Source organism: Pararhodospirillum photometricum DSM 122 (assembly GCF_000284415.1).
Taxonomy (GTDB): domain Bacteria; phylum Pseudomonadota; class Alphaproteobacteria; order Rhodospirillales; family Rhodospirillaceae; genus Pararhodospirillum; species Pararhodospirillum photometricum.
Genome location: NC_017059.1, coordinates 111,404 through 129,483, shown reverse-complemented (window position 1 = coordinate 129,483; position 18,080 = coordinate 111,404). Strand labels below are relative to the sequence as shown.

General features: G+C 66.6%; 18 protein-coding genes. 13 read left to right on the top strand and 5 right to left on the bottom strand.

Annotation, left to right across the window (positions count from 1 at the left end; translation table 11 throughout):
- The first annotated feature begins 104 nt into the window (after positions 1–104).
- A complete protein-coding gene (locus tag RSPPHO_RS00480) occupies positions 105–458 on the top strand; it encodes a HigA family addiction module antitoxin (protein WP_041793619.1) in 354 nt (117 codons plus the stop codon).
- Positions 459–561: 103 nt separating this feature from the next.
- Here RSPPHO_RS00480 and RSPPHO_RS00475 read toward each other — a convergent pair whose 3' ends face one another.
- The 4 genes from RSPPHO_RS00475 to fabI all read right to left on the bottom strand — a co-directional run bounded on the left by RSPPHO_RS00475 (position 562) and on the right by fabI (position 5,600).
- Positions 562–1,623 carry a GGDEF domain-containing protein gene (locus tag RSPPHO_RS00475; protein ID WP_041793618.1) on the bottom strand — a complete coding sequence of 354 codons (1,062 nt, stop codon included), beginning with the start codon at positions 1,621–1,623 and terminating at the stop codon, positions 562–564.
- A 182-nt stretch (positions 1,624–1,805) separates the two neighbouring features.
- Positions 1,806–3,581 carry a S49 family peptidase gene (locus RSPPHO_RS00470; RefSeq protein WP_014413322.1) on the bottom strand — a complete coding sequence of 592 codons (1,776 nt, stop codon included), beginning with the start codon at positions 3,579–3,581 and terminating at the stop codon, positions 1,806–1,808.
- A gap of 68 nt (positions 3,582–3,649) precedes the next feature.
- Entirely contained in the window at positions 3,650–4,753 is a 1,104-nt protein-coding gene (aroC, locus tag RSPPHO_RS00465; protein WP_014413321.1) for a chorismate synthase, read from the bottom strand.
- Positions 4,754–4,760: 7 nt separating this feature from the next.
- A complete protein-coding gene (fabI, locus tag RSPPHO_RS00460; protein ID WP_041793617.1) occupies positions 4,761–5,600 on the bottom strand; it encodes an enoyl-ACP reductase FabI in 840 nt (279 codons plus the stop codon).
- Positions 5,601–6,025: 425 nt separating this feature from the next.
- On the opposite strand from fabI, the gene chlG reads away from it, so the two are divergent.
- From chlG to RSPPHO_RS00440, 4 genes are all read left to right on the top strand, one after another.
- Positions 6,026–6,904 (top strand): chlorophyll synthase ChlG, encoded by an 879-nt coding sequence (gene chlG, locus RSPPHO_RS00455; protein ID WP_014413319.1) that lies wholly within the window; start codon positions 6,026–6,028, stop codon positions 6,902–6,904.
- Positions 6,901–8,274: a BCD family MFS transporter gene (locus RSPPHO_RS00450; protein WP_041793616.1), complete on the top strand. Its 1,374-nt coding sequence runs from the start codon at positions 6,901–6,903 to the stop codon at positions 8,272–8,274. Before chlG ends, RSPPHO_RS00450 begins: the two co-directional genes overlap by 4 nt.
- Positions 8,271–9,554 (top strand): geranylgeranyl diphosphate reductase, encoded by a 1,284-nt coding sequence (locus RSPPHO_RS00445; protein ID WP_014413317.1) that lies wholly within the window; start codon positions 8,271–8,273, stop codon positions 9,552–9,554. The genes RSPPHO_RS00450 and RSPPHO_RS00445 overlap by 4 nt, the downstream gene beginning before the upstream one ends.
- A gap of 68 nt (positions 9,555–9,622) precedes the next feature.
- Positions 9,623–9,889, top strand: coding sequence for a hypothetical protein (locus RSPPHO_RS00440; protein ID WP_014413316.1), 267 nt, complete (start codon positions 9,623–9,625; stop codon positions 9,887–9,889).
- A gap of 57 nt (positions 9,890–9,946) precedes the next feature.
- Here the strand turns inward: RSPPHO_RS00440 and RSPPHO_RS00435 are convergent, their stop codons facing one another.
- Complete coding sequence (locus RSPPHO_RS00435; protein ID WP_041793614.1) at positions 9,947–11,002, bottom strand: DegT/DnrJ/EryC1/StrS family aminotransferase; 1,056 nt, start codon at positions 11,000–11,002, stop codon at positions 9,947–9,949.
- A gap of 124 nt (positions 11,003–11,126) precedes the next feature.
- On the opposite strand from RSPPHO_RS00435, the gene RSPPHO_RS00430 reads away from it, so the two are divergent.
- The 8 genes from RSPPHO_RS00430 (at position 11,127) to RSPPHO_RS00395 (ending at position 18,068) form a co-directional block, all read left to right on the top strand.
- The gene (locus tag RSPPHO_RS00430; RefSeq protein ID WP_339325405.1) at positions 11,127–11,705 is read left to right on the top strand and encodes a GNAT family N-acetyltransferase; all 579 of its coding nucleotides are present in this window, start codon (positions 11,127–11,129) and stop codon (positions 11,703–11,705) included.
- 221 nt (positions 11,706–11,926) lie between these two features.
- Positions 11,927–13,312 (top strand): hypothetical protein, encoded by a 1,386-nt coding sequence (locus RSPPHO_RS00425; protein ID WP_041793613.1) that lies wholly within the window; start codon positions 11,927–11,929, stop codon positions 13,310–13,312.
- The gene (locus tag RSPPHO_RS00420; protein WP_041793612.1) at positions 13,275–13,694 is read left to right on the top strand and encodes a flagellar hook-length control protein FliK; all 420 of its coding nucleotides are present in this window, start codon (positions 13,275–13,277) and stop codon (positions 13,692–13,694) included. The genes RSPPHO_RS00425 and RSPPHO_RS00420 overlap by 38 nt, the downstream gene beginning before the upstream one ends.
- Before the next feature lie 83 nt (positions 13,695–13,777).
- Positions 13,778–13,984: a hypothetical protein gene (locus RSPPHO_RS00415; RefSeq protein ID WP_014413312.1), complete on the top strand. Its 207-nt coding sequence runs from the start codon at positions 13,778–13,780 to the stop codon at positions 13,982–13,984.
- A 145-nt stretch (positions 13,985–14,129) separates the two neighbouring features.
- Positions 14,130–15,440 (top strand): proline--tRNA ligase, encoded by a 1,311-nt coding sequence (gene proS, locus RSPPHO_RS00410; RefSeq protein WP_014413311.1) that lies wholly within the window; start codon positions 14,130–14,132, stop codon positions 15,438–15,440.
- 69 nt (positions 15,441–15,509) lie between these two features.
- Positions 15,510–16,139: a DJ-1/PfpI family protein gene (locus RSPPHO_RS00405; RefSeq protein WP_014413310.1), complete on the top strand. Its 630-nt coding sequence runs from the start codon at positions 15,510–15,512 to the stop codon at positions 16,137–16,139.
- Positions 16,136–17,395, top strand: coding sequence for a lipoprotein-releasing ABC transporter permease subunit (locus RSPPHO_RS00400; protein WP_041793611.1), 1,260 nt, complete (start codon positions 16,136–16,138; stop codon positions 17,393–17,395). The genes RSPPHO_RS00405 and RSPPHO_RS00400 overlap by 4 nt, the downstream gene beginning before the upstream one ends.
- Positions 17,388–18,068 carry an ABC transporter ATP-binding protein gene (locus RSPPHO_RS00395; RefSeq protein WP_041793610.1) on the top strand — a complete coding sequence of 227 codons (681 nt, stop codon included), beginning with the start codon at positions 17,388–17,390 and terminating at the stop codon, positions 18,066–18,068. Before RSPPHO_RS00400 ends, RSPPHO_RS00395 begins: the two co-directional genes overlap by 8 nt.
- Positions 18,069–18,080 lie beyond the last annotated feature (12 nt).

Below are 18,080 nucleotides of genomic sequence, written 5' to 3'. Positions count from 1 at the left end.
TCATAGGGACGCGAAAAACGTGGCGCTGGGGCGCGGGCTCAACGTCCGGGGTTGCGTCGTGGTCCGGGTAGGGTATCTTGCGGCGGACATCAAGGAGCCAGGGCATGGCCACGTCCGACGCCAGACCACCGCATCCGGGGCAGACCCTTCACCGCTTGTTCATGGACCCCAACGGCCTGAGCGTCAACCGATTGGCCCGCGCGCTTGGGGTGCCCGCCAATCGCATCAGCGCCATCATGGCCGGGCAGCGCCCCATGACCGCCGATACCGCCTTGCGCTTGGCCCGCCTGTTCGGGACTTCGGCCCTCTATTGGATGAACCTGCAAGCCCGCTACGATCTGGCGATGGCCGAGCAGGTCCTGGGCCCGGACCTAGAAGAGCGCGTGCGGCCGTTGAGCGAACGCCCGGCCGCGTCTTTTGAAGACACACCGCCCGAGGAGTTGTCTAGCGACGCTTGAGAAAGGGAAAGGCTGGGGAGGCTCGCCTCCCCAGACCCTAAGAGAGTACCCAAGGACGGGAGGGGCCTGGGGAGGCAAGCCTCCCCAGCCTTCCTTTTTCCCCTCAAGGCGCCAAGCGCCGACGCGGCAGACCAGCCTCATCCTCAAAGCACACCACACAATTGCGCCCCTGGGCCTTGGCGGCATAAAGAGCCTCGTCGGCCCGGCGAATGAAATCGGCGGCCGCCTCGCCCAGAATGTACTGGCTCACCCCAGCCGACAGGGTAATCCCCCCTAAATCCTGACCGGTGCGCCGATTGGTGACATGACGGGAGGCCACGTGGCGGCGAATGCGCTCGGCCACCACCACCGCCTCGCTCCCCGGAGTGTCGGGCAGCAACACGGCAAACTCCTCGCCGCCGTAGCGCGCTGTGATAGCCTCACCCTCCAGGCTATCTTGAATCATGCTGGCCACCAGACGCAACACCTGATCGCCCATCTGGTGCCCATAACAATCGTTAAATGTCTTGAAGTGGTCGATATCGAGCATCATCAAGCTCAATCCACGCGTGGCCTCGGCGGTGGCGCGCTGGGTCAGGTCGCGCACCCCGGCATCGAAGACCTTGCGGTTGCCAAGGCCGGTGAGACCATCGGTCAGGGCCTCGCGGCGCACCCGCTCCAGTTCCTCGCGCAGTTGGCGGACCTCGGCCGACGAACGGGTCAACTCCTCCCCCAAGGTCCGGTTGATGTCGAGCATGGCCCGGGTTTCATCCAGGGCCGCCGAGACCAACACCTCCACCATGCCGGAATCGGTCTCCAGCAAGCGACGCCCAAAGGTTTCCAAGGCATCGCCGTAGGCTTCGGTGCCCTGGTGGGCGGCAAGAAACAAGGAGCGCATCTGAGCCAAGGTCAGGTCGAGACGGCGCGTGGCGACCAACATGCCCTCGGCCTCATGCCGGCTGGTAAAAAAGCGCTCGAACAAGTCATCATTCACCGCTTCGGTGAAGACAACCTTGTTCTCCAGGAGGGACTGCACACGCCGGCTTAAATCAGGAAACTTTTCCGAGAAAAAACCATACCAGATGGCAAAATTCCGAGGATGAGAGGGGATGCCGAGACGGCGCATACAAGACAGCGCCTCCTGGGCCACCTTGTCGGCGTGTTCAAGCGTCTCGAGATAGTCCATCGCATCCTTTCTCCTTTTAGCCATACACACCCTACGCCTTTTGTCCGGGGGGTGAGAAGAGGGAGAAAACGGCCCGGAGCGATTCCAGTCCCAAGGATGCCTGGAAATCCCTTCCAGATGGTCAAGAGACGATACAAAAAGGCTCGAGGGACCCGGGGAGGCTCGGCCTCCCCGGCCTTTCCTCATTCAATCAGCAGCGGCGGGAGCGCCAGGGGAGCACGAACACCCTCAACGCCCTCCAGCAAGGGGACCACGGTGGCCACCCCACGCATCAGGGCCGCCACCGCGTGGGCCCCCTCAAAGTGAGAGGCCGCACGCAGCAGCCAGGGCAAGTCCTCGCCCGTGCCGCCGCGCACGATGTCCAAGGGCGTGGTCGGGTCGAGACCAGCGGCACTGCGCACGGCGGCCAGCGCCTGCGCCACGCCGCCCAGGTCATCGACCAGCCCCTGGGTGCGAGCATCGGCGCCGATCCACACCCGCCCCTGCGCCGCCGCTTCGAGGGCCACCGGAGACAAGGAGCGGGCCCGCGCCGCCTTGGCGGTGAAGTCGGCGTAAATGGCATCCAGTACGGCGCCCAGGCGCGCCCGGCCCGCTTCATCAAAGGGCTCGGTCGGCGAGAACAGACCGGCATTGCGCCCGGCCGACACCCCATCCCAGGTCACACCCAGATCGGCGCTGGCCTTGCCAAACGTCACCTTGCCGGCCAGCACCCCAATGGACCCGGTCAGGGTTCCCGGCTGGGCCACGATCCGGTTGGCCCCCATGGCGATGAAATATCCCCCCGAGGCCGCCATGTCGCCCAAGGAGGCAATGATGGGCATGCCCCGGTCGCGGGCCCGAGCGATGGCCCGCCACACCACGTCGGAGCCGACATAGGAGCCACCGGGGCTGTTGAGACGCAACACAATGCCCACGGCCTTGGGGTCTTGCACCGCCTTATCGATGGCAGCGGCCAGGGCGCGCCCGTCGATTTCCTGATCATCGAACGGCCCCTGGCGCCCATCGCCCAGGACCACCGGCCCGCTGGCGCTGAGATAGATCACCCGGCGCGCTTCCTTGTCGGGAGTGCGGCGGGCAAGATCGGCGGCGTAGCGGGCGAGCGGCACCCTCTGAGTGGTCCCGGCGGCCTGGGTGATGGCCGTTTCCACCTCGTCGGCATACCCCAGGCGATCGACGAGGCCAGCCTCCTTGGCTTCCTGGGCCAGCAAGGGAGCGCGGTCGATCAGGGCGCGCACCTGCGCCGGGGCCAAGGAGCGATCGGCGGCCACGCCCTGGACCACCTGCCCCATCCAGCCCTCGACCACGGCACTCAGGGCCACGCGGCCGGGCTCGGAGAGGGCGGGATCGGTCAGCGCGCTCGCCGCGGTCTTGAAGCTCTTGCGGGTTTCAAACTGGGCCTCAAGACCTAGGCGATCGAGAAGGGCCCGGGCGAAGGGCTGGCGCACGGCAAAGCCAGTCGCTGCCACCAAACCGGAGGGCTGCAACCAGACCTGATCGAACGCCGAGGCCACGTAATAGGGCACGGTCCCGCCGCCGAACTCGCCCAGGGTTTCGGCGAACACCAAGGCGGGCTTGCCCGACGCCCGGAAGGCACGCACGGCATCGCGCACCTCCTGCGCCTGGGCCATGCCCAGCCCGGCTTCCCCCACATGCACCAAGACACCGCGCACGGCGGGATCGGTGGCCGCCTGGGTCAAGGCTTGGCTCACGGCCAACAACGAGGGACGCGGCCGCTCGCCCAAAAGCCCGGCCATCAGAGCCTGGGACGGATCGTCTCCCCCGGTTTCAGGGAAGGCACCATCAATGGCCAGGGTCAGCACCATGCTCTCGGGGAGGGGCTCGGCCTGCCGGCCCAGTGAGGACAAGGCCAGAAGCCCCACCCCCGCCAGACCCACGGCCAAAACGCCCAAGGTCGCGAACAGGGCAATGAGGGCCTTGCCAAAAAAACGCATGATCATCTTCCCTTGTCAGGTGAAGAAGGGGGACGGCCACCCAAAGCTCCCCCCCCGAAACCGGGGCCAAGCCCTCACCGGGGCAACGCGCGGGCGCCGCACTGGCCCCGAAAACGCAACAGATGGTCGAGGAGACACACCGACACCATGGCCTCGGCCACCGGCACCGCGCGGATCCCCACACAAGGGTCGTGACGCCCCTTGGTGACCACCTCAACGGGCTGCCCCGCCGTATCGACACTATGGCGCGGGATCAACAGGGAACTGGTGGGCTTGACCGCCAACCGGGCCACCACGGGCTGCCCGCTGGAGATTCCTCCCAGAATGCCGCCCGCGTTGTTGGAGCAAAAGCGCACGCCGCCCTGACCGTCGGGCTCCATCTCGTCGGCGTTTTGTTCGCCACGCAGGCGGGCACTGGCGAAGCCGGCACCGATCTCGACCCCCTTGACGGCATTGATGCTCATCAAGGCCTTGGCCAGATCGGCGTCGAGGCGGTCATAGACGGGCTCGCCGAGACCGGCCGGCACGCCGAGAGCCTCGACTTCGATCACCGCGCCAACACTGGAGCCGTCCTTGCGCACGCCATCCAGCAGCGTCTCCCACTGGGGAACGATGGCGGCATCAGGCGCAAAGAAGGGGTTGCGCACGGTTTCGCCCCAGTCCCAGCGAGCGCGGTCGATGGCCACGCCGCCCATTTCCACGAGGGCACCGCGCACCAGGAAGCCGGTACCCAGGAGATGGCGCAAGACTTGCTCGGCCAGAGCCCCGGCCGCCACGCGGGCCGCCGTCTCGCGCGCACTGGAACGCCCACCACCCCGGGGGTCGCGCAGGCCGTACTTTTGCCAATAGGTGTAGTCGGCGTGGCCGGGGCGAAAGCGCTGGGCGATGGCGGCGTAGTCATGCGAGCGCTGATCGGTGTTGCGGATCAAGAAGGCGATGGGCGTGCCCGTGGTCAGGCCTTCATAGACCCCGGAGAGGATCTCGACCGCATCGTCCTCGCGGCGCTGGGTGGTAAAGCGCGACTGCCCCGGCTTGCGCCGGTCGAGCGCGCGTTGGATCGCCGCGACGTCGAGGGGCACGCCGGGGGGCGTCCCTTCAACGACGCAGCCCAGCGCCGGCCCATGGCTTTCGCCGAAGCTCGTGAACCGGAACAAGGTCCCGAAGCTGTCCCCGGCCATGCCCGCCTCAGCCCTTGCGGATAGAATCGAGAAGGTCGGCCACCTCGGAAACGCTCTCCATGTTGAGCATGCCCACGGTGTGATAGCCGCTGTCCACGTGGTGGACCTCGCCGGTCACGCCGCGCGACAGGTCGGAGAGCAGGTAGAGGCCGGAGCCGCCCACGTCCTCGATGGAGACATTGCGCTGGAGCGGGCTGTTGAACTCGTTCCACTTGAGGATATAGCGGAAGTCGCCGATGCCCATGGCGGCCAGGGTCTTGATCGGGCCGGCCGAGATGGCGTTGACCCGAATGCCCCGCGCGCCCAGGTCAGCGGCCAGATAACGCACGCTGGCCTCCAGCGCCGCCTTGGCCACGCCCATCACATTATAATGCGGCATGACGCGCTCGGCGCCGTAATAGGTCAGGGTGATCATCGAACCGCCGTCATTCATCAAGGCGCTGGCCCGCTTGGCCACGTCGGTGAAGGAGAACACCGAGATGTCCATGGTCTGCAAGAAGTTCTCGCGGGTGGTATCTTTGTAGTGTCCCTTGAGCTGCTCCTTGTCGGAGAAGGCCACCGAGTGCACCACGAAGTCGAGCGACCCCCAGGTGTCCTTCAAGGTCTGGAAAGTCGCATCCATGTCGGCATCGCGGGTCACGTCGCAGGGCATCAGGAGCGTGCCGTCGCCCAAGGTGTCGATCAGCGGCTTGATGCGCTTGAGCAAGGCATCGCCCTGATAGGTGAAGGCCAACTGGGCCCCATGATCATGGGCGGCCTTGGCGATGCCCCAGGCGATGGACCGGTCATTGGCAAGACCAAGAACGAGGCCCTTCTTTCCCTCGAGAAGCTTGGTGGGCATCGGCATGGGGCATCCCTCTCTTCTGCGTTTGGTCTGGTGGCGTCTGGTCTGGTGGTGGGACGGACCTGGGGGGAGGACACGCAAAACGAGATAGAGTCTCGCGCGCGCCCAACCATAGGCCGGGCCCGGAAGGGCGCATCCTACACCAACTCGTCGCGGGGGCAAAAGTTTCCCGCCCCCCTTTTTCAGGGGGAGGGGGGCTTCTGGCCAGGGAAACAAAAACAGACAGGCTGGGGAGGCGGGGCCTCCCCAGACCCCTCGTTCCCGCTGGCCCTTCGCCCCAGGATTGGAGGGGTCTGGGGAGGCCCCGCCTCCCCAGCCTTCCCTTTTTTTCCAGTCCCTCTCCCCTCGCGCCGACACCTTGACAAGCCCCCCGCGCCTCCCCAGCGGGTCGCGTTGACAAGGCCAGGGCAGGGCCTTACCGTGCCGCCATGATGCGCTCTAAACTCGCCCCCTACGTCGAACTGCTCAAGCCGATCACATGGTTTCCCCCCATGTGGGCCTACGCGTGCGGCGTGGTCTCGTCCGGCTTGCCACACCCGGAACGCTGGATACTCATCCCGGCGGGCATCTTGCTCGCCGGTCCCCTGGTCTGCGGGACCAGCCAGATCGTCAACGACTGGTTTGACCGCCACGTGGACGCGCTCAACGAACCCCATCGCCCGATCCCCTCGGGCCGGGTGCCGGGACGACGCGCGCTCTACTATGGCATCGGCTGGACCGTCCTCTCCTTGGTGGTCGCGGCCCTGCTCGGCTCCTGGGTGCTGATCGCCGCCGCCGTGGGCCTCGCGCTCGCCTGGGCCTACAGCGCCCCCCCCCTCCGGCTCAAGGGGAATGGCTGGTGGGGCAACGCCGCGTGCGGCCTGTGCTACGAGGGCTTGGCGTGGTTCACCGGCGCCGCCGTCATGACCGGCGCCCTGCCCGACTGGAAAATCATTCTGGTTGCCTTCCTCTACAGCGCCGGCGCCCACGGGATCATGACCTTGAACGATTTCAAGTCGGTCGAGGGTGATCTTAAGATGGGGGTGCGCTCGCTGCCGGCCCAGCTCGGCGTGGAGAAGGCGGGTCAACTGGCCTGCATCGTCATGGCCGTACCGCAAGCGATCGTCATTCTCCTCCTAATGGCCTGGGACAAGCCGGTCCACGCGGGCATCATTACCGTGTCGCTCCTGGTGCAAGGCGCCTTGATGGTCCGCCTCCTGCGCCGGCCCAAGGACCTCGCGCCTTGGTACAACCAAACCGGTATTACCCTTTATGTGCTGGGCATGATGGTGGCGGCGGCGGCCATGCCCTCCCTGGTCGCCCCATGACGACGGCGCGGGGCGGGCTGGGCTGGCTGGGCATCTTGCGGCTCGGACTGGTCCAAACAGCCCTGGGGGCGGTGGTGGTTCTTTCCACCTCCACCCTCAACCGCGTCATGGTCGTGGAGCACCACATGCTGGCCGTGCTCCCCGGCGCCCTCGTAACCTTCCACCACGCCCTGCAATTCCTGCGGCCCCGCTGGGGCTATGGCTCCGACATGGGCGGTCGGCGAACCCCTTGGATCATTGGCGGCATGGCCGTCCTCGGCCTGGGCGGCGCCCTGGCCGCCGTCGCCACCGCCTGGATGGGCACGGATCCCCTGCCGGCCATCGCGCTCGCTGTTCTTGGCTTCTTGCTCATCGGCGTGGGCGTGGGTGCCGCCGGCACCTGCCTTCTGGCCTTTCTCGCCACCCGGGTTGTTCCTGAGCGCCGCGCCGCTTCGGCGACCATCGTCTGGATGATGATGATCGCGGGCTTTGCCGTTACCGCCGGCAGTGCCGGCCATTTCCTCGACCCCTACTCGGGCGAGCGCCTGATCCTGGTGTGCACCAGCGTGTCGGTGTTGGCCGTAATCGTCACCGTGCTGGCCTTGTTCGGGGTCGAGCGCAATACCGCCCCAGTCCAGGACCCTACGGCCCTCGACGACACCGCCCCGGCCAAGGTCTCGTTCCGCGAGGCGCTGCCTCAGGTTTGGGGCGAGAAGAACACCCGGGGCTTCGCCGTCTTCGTCTTTATCTCCATGCTGGCCTACAGCGCCCAGGATCTAATCTTGGAGCCGTTCGGCGGCCATGTGTTCAACATGACGGCGGGCGAGACCACACGCTTGGCCGGCATGCAGCATTCCGGGGTGTTCGCCGGCATGCTGCTGGTTGGACTGGCGGGCAGTCTGCTGCGGCGCACCATCTTCGGCTCTTTGCGCCTGTGGACTCTGATCGGCTGCCTCACCTCGACGGTCGCCTTTGTCGGGCTGGTGGCGGCGGGCTTCCTGGCACCGGAGTGGCCGTTCCGGGCCTGGGTGTTTTTCCTGGGCTTTGCCACCGGAATCTATGCGGTGGCGGCCATCGGCTCGATGATGACCTTCGCCAGCCAGGGCCAAGCCGGCCGCGAGGGCATGCGTATGGGCGTGTGGGGCGCGGCGCAGGCCGTGGCCATGGGCCTGGGCGGTTTCCTCGGGACCGCCGCCGTTGATGCCACGCGCGCCTTGGTCGGCGCTCCCACGCCAGCCTATCAGGCGGTTTTCGCGGCCGAAGCCGTTTTGTTCCTGGTCTCGGCCGTCCTGGCCCTGCGGCTGGGCGCCAAGGGATCGGCCTCTCCCGTCGCCGCCGTGCGCGGGAAAGACACCGGCACCGTTGTGATCGAAACCGGAAAACAGGCATGACCGAACGCTCTTCCTGCTCGTGCAACGGCGCGTGCGCGCCTGAGCCCGCTCCCTCCGCCTCTCCTTCGACTTCGCCGTGTGCCTGCACCTGTGGTGGAGGTTGCGGCGGCACTGTTGACGTGGTTGTGGTCGGCGGCGGGCCGGCCGGAGCCACGGCAGCCCGCGATCTGGCCCTGGCCGGATTTGCGGTGGTGTTGCTCGATCGCGAAGGGCGAATCAAGCCGTGCGGCGGCGCCATCCCTCCCCGGGCGATGCGCGATTTCGACATTCCCGAGGCGGTCCTGTGCGCCAAGGTCCACGGGGCTCGCATGGTGGCGCCCTCGGGCCGGGTGGTCTTAATGCCCATCGGCGAGGGCTATGTCGGCATGGTCGATCGCCAGACCTTCGATCCCTGGCTGCGCGAGCGGGCGGCCACGGCCGGTGCCCGGCGGGTGGCCGGCACCTTCCGCGCCCTAGAGCGCGAGGACGATGGTACCGCCGTGGTCGTCTATCGAGCCAAGGACGCGGCCGAGGACGCCCCGGAGCAACGCCTGCGCACCCGGGCGGTCATCGGGGCGGACGGTGCCCTCTCGTTGGTGGCCCGCGCCGCCCTGCCCGACGAGACCCTGCCCACGGTGGCGGCCTATCACGAGATCGTCCGCACGCCGGCCGGCTTCGACGCCAGTGTCTGCGATGTGTGGTATCAGGGCCGGATCTCGCCCGACTTCTACGGCTGGGTGTTCCCGCACGGCGACACCATCAGCGTGGGGGTCGGCACCGAGGTCAAGGGCTTCTCGCTGCGCGACGCGACCCGTTTGCTGCGAGACGCCGTGGGGCTCTCCGAAGTCGAGACCCTCCGCTCTGAGGGCGCCCCCATTCCCCTGCGGCCACGCAAGCGCTGGGACAATGGCCGCGATGTGCTGCTGGCCGGCGATGCCGCCGGGGTGGTGGCGCCGTCGTCGGGCGAGGGGATTTACTACGCCTTGGAAAGCGGACGGCAGGCGGCCCGCGCCGTGGAGCGGTTTCTCAAGAGCGGCAACCCAGCGTGTCTTGGTGAGGCCCGACGGCGCTTCTTGTGGGATCACGGCCTCGTGTTCTGGATCCTCGAGATGATGCAACGCTTCTGGTACGTGTCCGACGAGCGCCGCGAGCGGTTCGTCGCCCTGTGCGCCGACCCCACCATCCAACGCATGACCTGGGATGCCTACATGAACAAGCGGCTGTCTTGGCGCGACCCGGTGGCCCTGACCCGAATCTTTTTCAAAAACATTGCCCATCTCCTGGGACTGGTCCGAGTCTGAGCCACGACCGTAGGGAGAGGCAAGAAGAGCCCGGCCTCTCTCGTCTTGGTCCTTGAAGGAGATCCCGCATGAGTGCGCTGTTCACATCGGGCGTGGTGATTGATTTCATCCTCCTGCTGATGGTGGTGGAAGGATGGGTTTTGGTCCTGCTCCATCGGCGCAGCGGCGGCGGCTTGCCCCCCCTGGGGATCGTGACCTTGCTGTTGCCCGGCGCCTTGCTGCTGGCGGCTGTCAGAGCGGCCCTAGTTGGGGCGCCCTGGATCCTGGTCGCTTTTATCCTGCTGCTGTCTTTCGTGGCCCACATCGCCGACGTCCTCAACCGCTGGCGCAGCTAAAAAAACGAGGGGTCTGGGGAGGCCCGCCTCCCCAGCCTTGTTCTTTCCTTGCCCTTTTTAAGCCCGCACCGCCGAGGCAATCGCGGCAATCACCGCCCGCTGATGCTCGGCCGGCAACTGGGGATAAACCGGCACGGCAATCCCTTGCTGAACCGCCTGGGCGGCGACCGGCATCAACGGATCGGCAACCGTCCCGAACGGCCAGAGCGCCTCCTCGCCCAAACCAAGGGCGGCCAGGGCAGCGCGCACGGGCTGGGGATCGGCGACGCGAATCACGTAGCGGCAATACGCATGGGTGGCCGAGGATCGCTCGGTTGGAATGACCACCCCCAAGGGCCCCAGCGCGGTGTCGTAGCGCAGGGCGATGGACTGACGGCGCAAGATGGCCCCGTCCACCCCGCGCAGTTGGGCCCGCAACACGGCAGCTTGCAGCGAATCCATGGGGCAATCCAACAACGTGTCGCGCACGGTGCGCAGGGCTCCCCCCCCCTCGGCTTGGGCGCAGGTGACGAGCCCGGCGCGCCCGAGCGCGGCCAGGGTCCGCTCCGGCCCGAAGCAAAACGCGGCGCTCACCCCGACGCATCCGACCCGACGGCCTCCCTGGGCGGCGCCGAGGGCCTCGGTGCAGTCTTCAACCAGGGCGACACGGTGAGCATCGCACAACGCCTTGAGGGCCGGCAAATCGGCGGGATGACCATCGCGGTGGGTGACCAGGACGGCCTGGACGGACTCCCTGGCCAGGATGTCTTCCAAGGCGGCGGGGGCCAGGGTCAAGGTGGCACGCTCGACATCGGCCCGCACGGGCTGGGCCCCCAGCCGGGTCAGGGCCACGAGAGAAGCGCCGCTGGCCAAGGCATCGACCACCACCCGATCGCCGCTGCGAACCCCGGCGACCTGCAAGGCCACCATGACCGCATCGGTCCCGCTGGACACGCCCACGGCGGCGCCCACCCCCAGCCAGCGGGCAAAAGCCCCTTCAAAAGCATCAACTTCCGGCCCCAACACGGTCAGGCCCGACTCCAGGACGCGGGTCATCGCCTGACGAACGTCGCCCTTGCATTCGTTCAAGGAGGCAAGGCGGTCGGACAGCTTGACGCAGAGGTTTTGGCTCACGGACTCTGTTCCTCGGAGTATGATCAATTCGGTGGGCGAAGCTATGCCCAGCGCCCCGCCGGGGTAAAGAGGAACCTTCCCGCCCTCTTAACCCTCAGTTGAAATGGATCTGACTTTATGACGCATACCGAAGACCCCCCGGACGGCGCCCCCCCCCTCACCAAACGTCTGGTCAGATGACCGCACCCTCGACCCAGGAGCCCGCCCTCCCCAGGGGCCGCTGACAGGACGCCCGGGCCGCCTGACCGATATGCCTTTTTTGCTGCGTCAGGAGGAACGCCCAGAAGTTGTATCCCTCGTCCCTTCCTGGCCCAAGGATCGCCACTGGAGAGCGATGAGCGATCCTGATCACCAGTATATCCTGTTTCAAGACGCTGAGGAAAGAGTGGTGGGCTACGTGGTTTTGGGAGGGCTGACCAACGGCGACGGCTGCCTTGAATTGGTGCGCATGGTGGCCGCCCCCCCTGGGTTTGGCACGGGTACCGCGATGGCGCGCGCGGTCCTGGCCCACGCCTTTGGGCCGCTGGGCGCCCATCGGGTGGGATTGTCCTTGTTTTCCGACAACGCCTGCGCCCGGCGCCTGTTCGCCAACGTCGGCTTTGTCCTGGAAGGAAAACTGCGCGATGCGGTGCGCGGCCCGCGGGGATACCGATCGTTGACCTTGATGGGGATGCTTCGGCGCGATTATCAGAGCGGCTTCTAAGGATGCCGGGCAGAAATTGCCGCCCGGCCGGCAGGAAGACCCATTCCGCTCCCTCGCCTCCCTCTGGGTCCCTTGCTCGCCCCCCGAGTCCCGCCCTTCTCTCCTCTTGTTCAACCCCCCCTGATTTTGGCACGATGCTTGCTAAATAGTTTTGCGTCCGGTCGCAAACGGTGCACGACGACCCGTCTGCTCCCCCGGACGAAGCAACGGAGGAAATCCCCATGGACATCAAGACGGCCCTCGTCGGTTCCCTCAACAGCTCCTCTGTCGGGGCGGATGGCACGTCCAGTTCCTCCAAAACCTCTGCGAGCGAACAATTTCTTAAAATGCTGCGCGAACAGGTCACACCGGTTCAGGGAGAGACCGTCCCGACCGAGGTCTCCCGCACCTTGATTCGCGGGGTTGACTCCAAAGAGACCACCGCCCTCACGCCGTCTCGTGACAAAACCGCCGAAGCGACGGATGACGCGGCCCGCGCCGCCGAAACACCGGACGCCGACGAAACCGAGCCCGAGACCGACACCGCCGAGACCGACACCCGTGTCGATGATCCGCCTTCCTCGGCCGAGCCCCCCTCTTCCCTCGCGGCCACTCCCCCGACCCTGGTCACGTCCTCCCTTCCGCTTGCCGCCACCGTATCCTCCCCTGGGGAGGCCAGCAGCATGCCTCTTGGCACCACGCCCCTGTCCGCCCTGGGGGCCAGCCCAAGCTCCGCGGCAACGACGGCACCAGGTTCGGTATCCCAGCCCCAGCCGACCTCGGAAACGGCGGCTGCCGACGTGGCCCAGACCCAGGCCCAGTCCTCGACCCTCGCGCCCCTTTCCCCGGCAACGTCCGCAGCTCAGGCCCTGACCGCCTCGGCCACGGAAGGAAGCGCCCCCGTCGCTCCCACCACCAAAACTCAGGCGAGCCCCCTCCCCCCGAAAGCCGACGTGTCGGAAACCGTGCGAAATCAGGCCGCCCAACTCGCCCGGACGGTGGACGGCGAGACCACCGTCGAGGTCAAGGTCCAGACCGCCCAGGCCACCGATTCCCGCCCCTCGCCATCCACCACCGCCTCGGCTCTGCCGCTTGAAACCCCGCGCGCCCTTGAAACCAATGGCAATGCAGGCTTCCAAGGAGGCCAGACCCCGGGCGGACAAACAGGCCAAGGGGGGCAAGGAGGACAAACGGGATCCTCCAACAGTTCCTCTCTGCCTTCCTCCAGCACCTCCCCCCTGCCCGACTCATCGTTTACCACCCAATGGCTGTCGCAAGCTGGCGCCTCCCTCGACGGACCCGACGCCGGCTTCCTGACGCCTGCGCAGGCCCAAGCCGCTGCCGTCTCCTCTACCGCCGTCTCCCCTGCACCATCCGGGACAAGCTCTTCCCAGGGCACCGTGTCCGGGGGCTCCCCTCTCCCTCTCCACCTCGTCCTCCCTCCCCGGATCGACGACACCGCAGACCACCAGCCCCGCCCTTGGAACCGCCGTGCAGGCCCCCAGTGGGCAGGCCGTGGCCAGTGGGCCGCAAGCCACAACCCAAACCAGCGCCGCCGCCCGCCCGCCCAGCCCCGAGGCCCAACGCCTCATGGATCAGGTGAAGGTCAACATCAGCAAGGCTCTTGATCGGGGCATGGATCAGGTCTCGGTCCAGTTGACCCCCAAAACCCTGGGTCGAATCGACGTCAAGATGGACATTGGCTCGGGCGGCGAGGTCCAGGTCAGTGTTCTTGCCGATAACCAGCAGACCCTGGATTTGCTGCGAAGCGACCAGCGCGGCCTGGAGCGCGCCTTGCAAGAGGCCGGTCTGAAAGCCGATAGCGGATCCATCGATTTTGGCCTGCGGGGCGGCTCCGGTCAGGAAAATCTCAACCAGGATGGGGCATCTTCCGGTCTGGGACAGGCCTCGCGCGGCACTGACACCAGCGAGACCGAGACCCTGCTGGGCGACGATCCTTTACGAGCTGCCCAGGCGGCGGCTCGGGGCGGCGTGGACATTCGGGTCTAGGTCCGCCTGAGTTTCCTTCGGGTCCCCTTCGGGGGACCTCTTTCGCGCAAGGCCACGCCCCGGACGGTATAAGGAGCGGATCCATGTCACTTTACGGCGCGCTGTTTCCGGAAACAGTGGAGACCCAGTCCCTGACCCCTGTCTCCCCCCGGATCGAAGGATATGGCCTTGCGGCCGATCTTGCGAGCTTGGTGGCCCTTCAGCGCGCCTCGGCGGCCGGCACCTTGGTCCTGGGCGCGGCCGATACACTGCTGGAGGCCTTGGCTGGTCTCACGCCCCCCCAGCCTTGAGGCCAAAGCCCCGATCAGGAAAAGGCCGGCCCCGTCCCCCGATTGCCCTGTGTCCCCGGGCCGGGCCTCTCTCGACCTCGGACCGGTTCCGAGCTAAAGTGCCCCGGGATGTCAAGCCCCGGGTATCGTTGGAGAGAAGGACGTCATGCGCCTGTCCCGTTATTTTTTGCCGACCCTGAAGGAAACGCCCTCCGAGGCCGAGATCGTCTCGCACCGTTTGATGCTGCGGGCTGGACTGATCCGTCAGCACGCCTCGGGCATTTACAGCTGGCTGCCCTTGGGGTTGCGGGTTCTGCGGGCCATTGAGCAGGTGGTGCGCGAGGAGCAGGACGCCGCCGGCGCCCAGGAAATCCTCATGCCCACCATTCAGTCGGCGGAGCTGTGGCGCGAGAGCGGCCGCTATGACGACTATGGTAAGGAAATGCTGCGCATCGTCGATCGCCACGAGCGCGACATGCTCTATGGTCCCACCCACGAAGAGGTGGTCACCGACATTTTCCGCAAGAACATCAAGAGCTACAAGGATCTGCCCAAGAACCTCTACCAGATCCACTGGAAGTTCCGCGACGAGGTGCGTCCGCGCTTTGGCGTGATGCGTGGTCGCGAGTTCCTGATGAAGGACGCCTATTCCTTCGATCTCGACGCCGAGGCGGCGCGGCGGGCCTATTACCGCATGTTCGTTGCCTACCTGCGCACCTTCCGCCGCCTGGGTCTCAAGGCCATCCCCATGGCCGCCGACACCGGCCCGATCGGTGGCAAGTTGAGCCACGAGTTCATCATTCTGGCCGACACCGGCGAAAGCGCCGTGTTCTGCCATCGTGCCTTGCTCGACAAGGACGTGCCGGCCAACGTCGATTATGACGGCGCCCTGGAGCCCATCTTCGACGAGTGGACCAGCCTCTACGCCGCCACCGACGAAAAGCACGGCCCCGACCACGGCGTGCCCGAGGGCGAATTGATCAGCGCTCGTGGCATTGAGGTGGGCCACATCTTTTCCTTCGGTACCAAGTACTCGACGCCCATGGGCGCCACAGTCACGGCTCAAGATGGCTCGACCGTGCCGGTCTACATGGGCTCTTACGGCATTGGCGTGTCGCGTCTGGTGGGCGCCATCATTGAGGCCAGCCACGACGATGCCGGCATCATTTGGCCCGACAGCGTGGCGCCCTTCCAGGTGGGCCTCATCAACCTGAAGGTTGGGGATGCCGAGACCGATGCGGTGGTGGCCGATCTTGAGGCCCGTCTGCGCGCCGCTGGGGTGTCGGTGTTGTTCGACGATACCGACGACCGTCCCGGCGCCAAGTTCGCCACCATGGACCTGATCGGCCTGCCCTGGCAGGTCATCGTCGGGCCCAAGGGCGTGGCGCGCGGGGTTGTCGAGTTGAAGCGCCGCGCCACCGGCGAGCGCGAGGAGTTGTCGGTCGAGAGCGCGTTGGCTCGCCTGTCGGGGCGCTAACGCCTCGCAAGAAGAGAAGGCTGGGGAGGCGGACCTCCCCAGACCCCTCATCCCTATGGGACCAAGAACATGGACGTGGTCATCCTGGTGTACGACGGTCTGACACCGCTCGAAGCGATTGGGCCGTTTGATATTCTGGGCAAACTGCCCAAGGCGCGGGTGCGGGTGGTCGGGCTGGAGTCTGGCCTTGTTCATTCGCGCGGGGGCACGTTAGGGCTGCGGGCCTCCGCTGCCCTGGAGGATGTGCACAGTGCCGAGATCCTGGTGGTGCCCGGCGGCGCGGCAGCCGACAATCTGGCCCACGATCCCACCTTGGGGGCGTGGCTGCGCCGCGTGGTGCCCACGGCTCGGGCGGTGCTCGGGGTTTCCACCGGCTCCTTGATTCTGGCCGGGGCCGGGCTGTTGCAGGGCGTGGAAGCCACCACCCACTGGCGGGCGCTGGATCTGCTGGCCGGGTTTGGCGCAAAAGTGGTGCGGCGGCGGATCGTGACCAGCGGCACCCTCACCACCACGGTGGGGGCGGCGGCCGGCATGGACGCGGCGCTGGCGATCGCCGATCAGGTGGCCGGGCGCGACGTGGCCCTGGCCATTGCCCAGTTGCTGGGTTACGACCCCGAGCCGGCCCTCGCGCCCGGGGATCTGTTCAAGGCGCCGGACGCCCGCCTCCATTTGGCGCGTACCGGACTGGAGCATCCATGATTTTCAACAGCTTTGAACGCCTGATGGCGGGGCGTTACTTGCGGGCGCGTCGCAAGGAGGGCTTCGTCTCGGTGATCGCCGGCTTTTCCCTGGCCGGAATTGCCTTGGGGGTCGCGACCTTGATCATCGTCATGGCCGTGATGAATGGGTTTCGCGAAGATCTGATGTCGCGCATCTTTGGCTTGAATGGGCATCTCAGCGTGTTCGGGCCGACCGAGGTGCTGACCGACTACGACCGACTGACCCAGGCCGTGCGCACCGTGCCGGGTGTGGAGACCGTCACCCCGACCGTCGAGGGACAGGTGATGCTCTCGGCCAACGGCGTGTCATTGGGCGGACTGGTGCGAGGTGCGAGGTCTGAGGACCTGAAAGCGCGGCACGTGTTGTCGCGAGCGCTGGTCGCCGGGTCGCTGGATGATCTGGAGGGGCAAGACGCCATCATGATTGGCAGCCGGCTGGCCAGCCGCTTCAATCTGGTGGTGGGTGACAAGCTGACCTTGATTTCGCCCCGTGGCAAGATCACCGCCTTCGGCTCGGTGCCGTCGATTCGGGCTTACACGGTACGGGCGATTTTTTCGGTGGGGATGAGCGAATACGATAGCAGCTTTGTCTTTTTGCCGCTGGAAGCCGCTCAAACCTACTTCCAGGTTCCTGCCAACGGGGTTCACCATCTCGAGGTGGAAGTCAGCGAGCCTGAGCGGGTCGGGGCCGTTACCCAGGCCCTGGTCGAGCTGGGCGCCAAGCAGGGCCTTTCCTTGCGGCTGCGCGACTGGCGCGAAACGAACGCCACGTTCTTTAACGCGCTTCAGGTCGAGCGCAACGTGATGTTCCTGATCCTGACGCTGATCATCTTGGTGGCCGCCTTCAACATCATCAGTGGACTGATCATGCTGGTGAAGGACAAAGGGCGGGATATTGCGATCTTGCGCACCATGGGGGCGTCGCGCGGAGCGATCATGCGGATCTTTTTCCTGGCCGGGGCTAGTGTCGGGACCCTGGGAACGGGGATCGGTCTCCTTCTGGGGGTCTTGTTCTGCGAAAACATCGAGGCCATCCGTCAGGGGCTGCAAAGCCTTCTGGGGGTCGAGCTATTTAGCGCCGAGGTCTATTTCCTGGCGACCATGCCGGCGCGCATGGAGGGACACGAGGTGATGCAGGTGGTGGGCTTGGCCCTCGGCCTGTCTTTTGCCGCCACTCTTTATCCCGCGTGGCGTGCCGCGCGGACCGATCCCGTGGAGGCCCTGCGTCATGAGTGAGTTCGCCTTGCGTCTTGAGGACGTGCGCCGAGAGTTCTCGCAGGGGCGGGAAACCCTGGTGGTCCTTGATGGCGCCGATCTGTCGGTCCGTCCCGGCGAGATCGTCGCCCTGGTCGGGCCGTCGGGGGCGGGCAAGTCCACCTTGCTGCACCTGTGCGGTCTGCTGGAGCGGCCGTCATCGGGGCGGGTCATCGTGGGGGGCGTCGATTGCTCGACCCTGGCCGACGACCGTCGCACCCGTCTGCGGCGCGAACATCTGGGCTTTGTGTACCAGTACCACCACCTCCTGCCCGAGTTTTCCGCTCTGGAGAACGTGGTGATCCCTCAGATGATCGCCGGGGTTAGGCGCAAGGCCGCCGCCGAGCGGGCCCTGAGTTTGCTGGGCGCTCTGGGGTTGGCCGAGCGGGTCGCCCACCGCCCGGGCCAGCTTTCGGGCGGCGAACAGCAGCGTGTCGCCATCGCCCGCGCCCTGGCCAACCGCCCCGCGCTCTTGCTGGCCGATGAGCCCACCGGGAACCTGGATCCCCACACCGCCGAGCGCGTGTTTGCCGCTTTGCTGGAGCGGGTGCGCGGCGAAGGGCTGGCGGCGCTGGTCGCCACCCATAACCCGGATCTGGCCCGGCGCATGGACCGCTGCGTGACTTTGCGTGAGGGGAAGATCGTGACGCTGTAGGGGGCCGCTTGT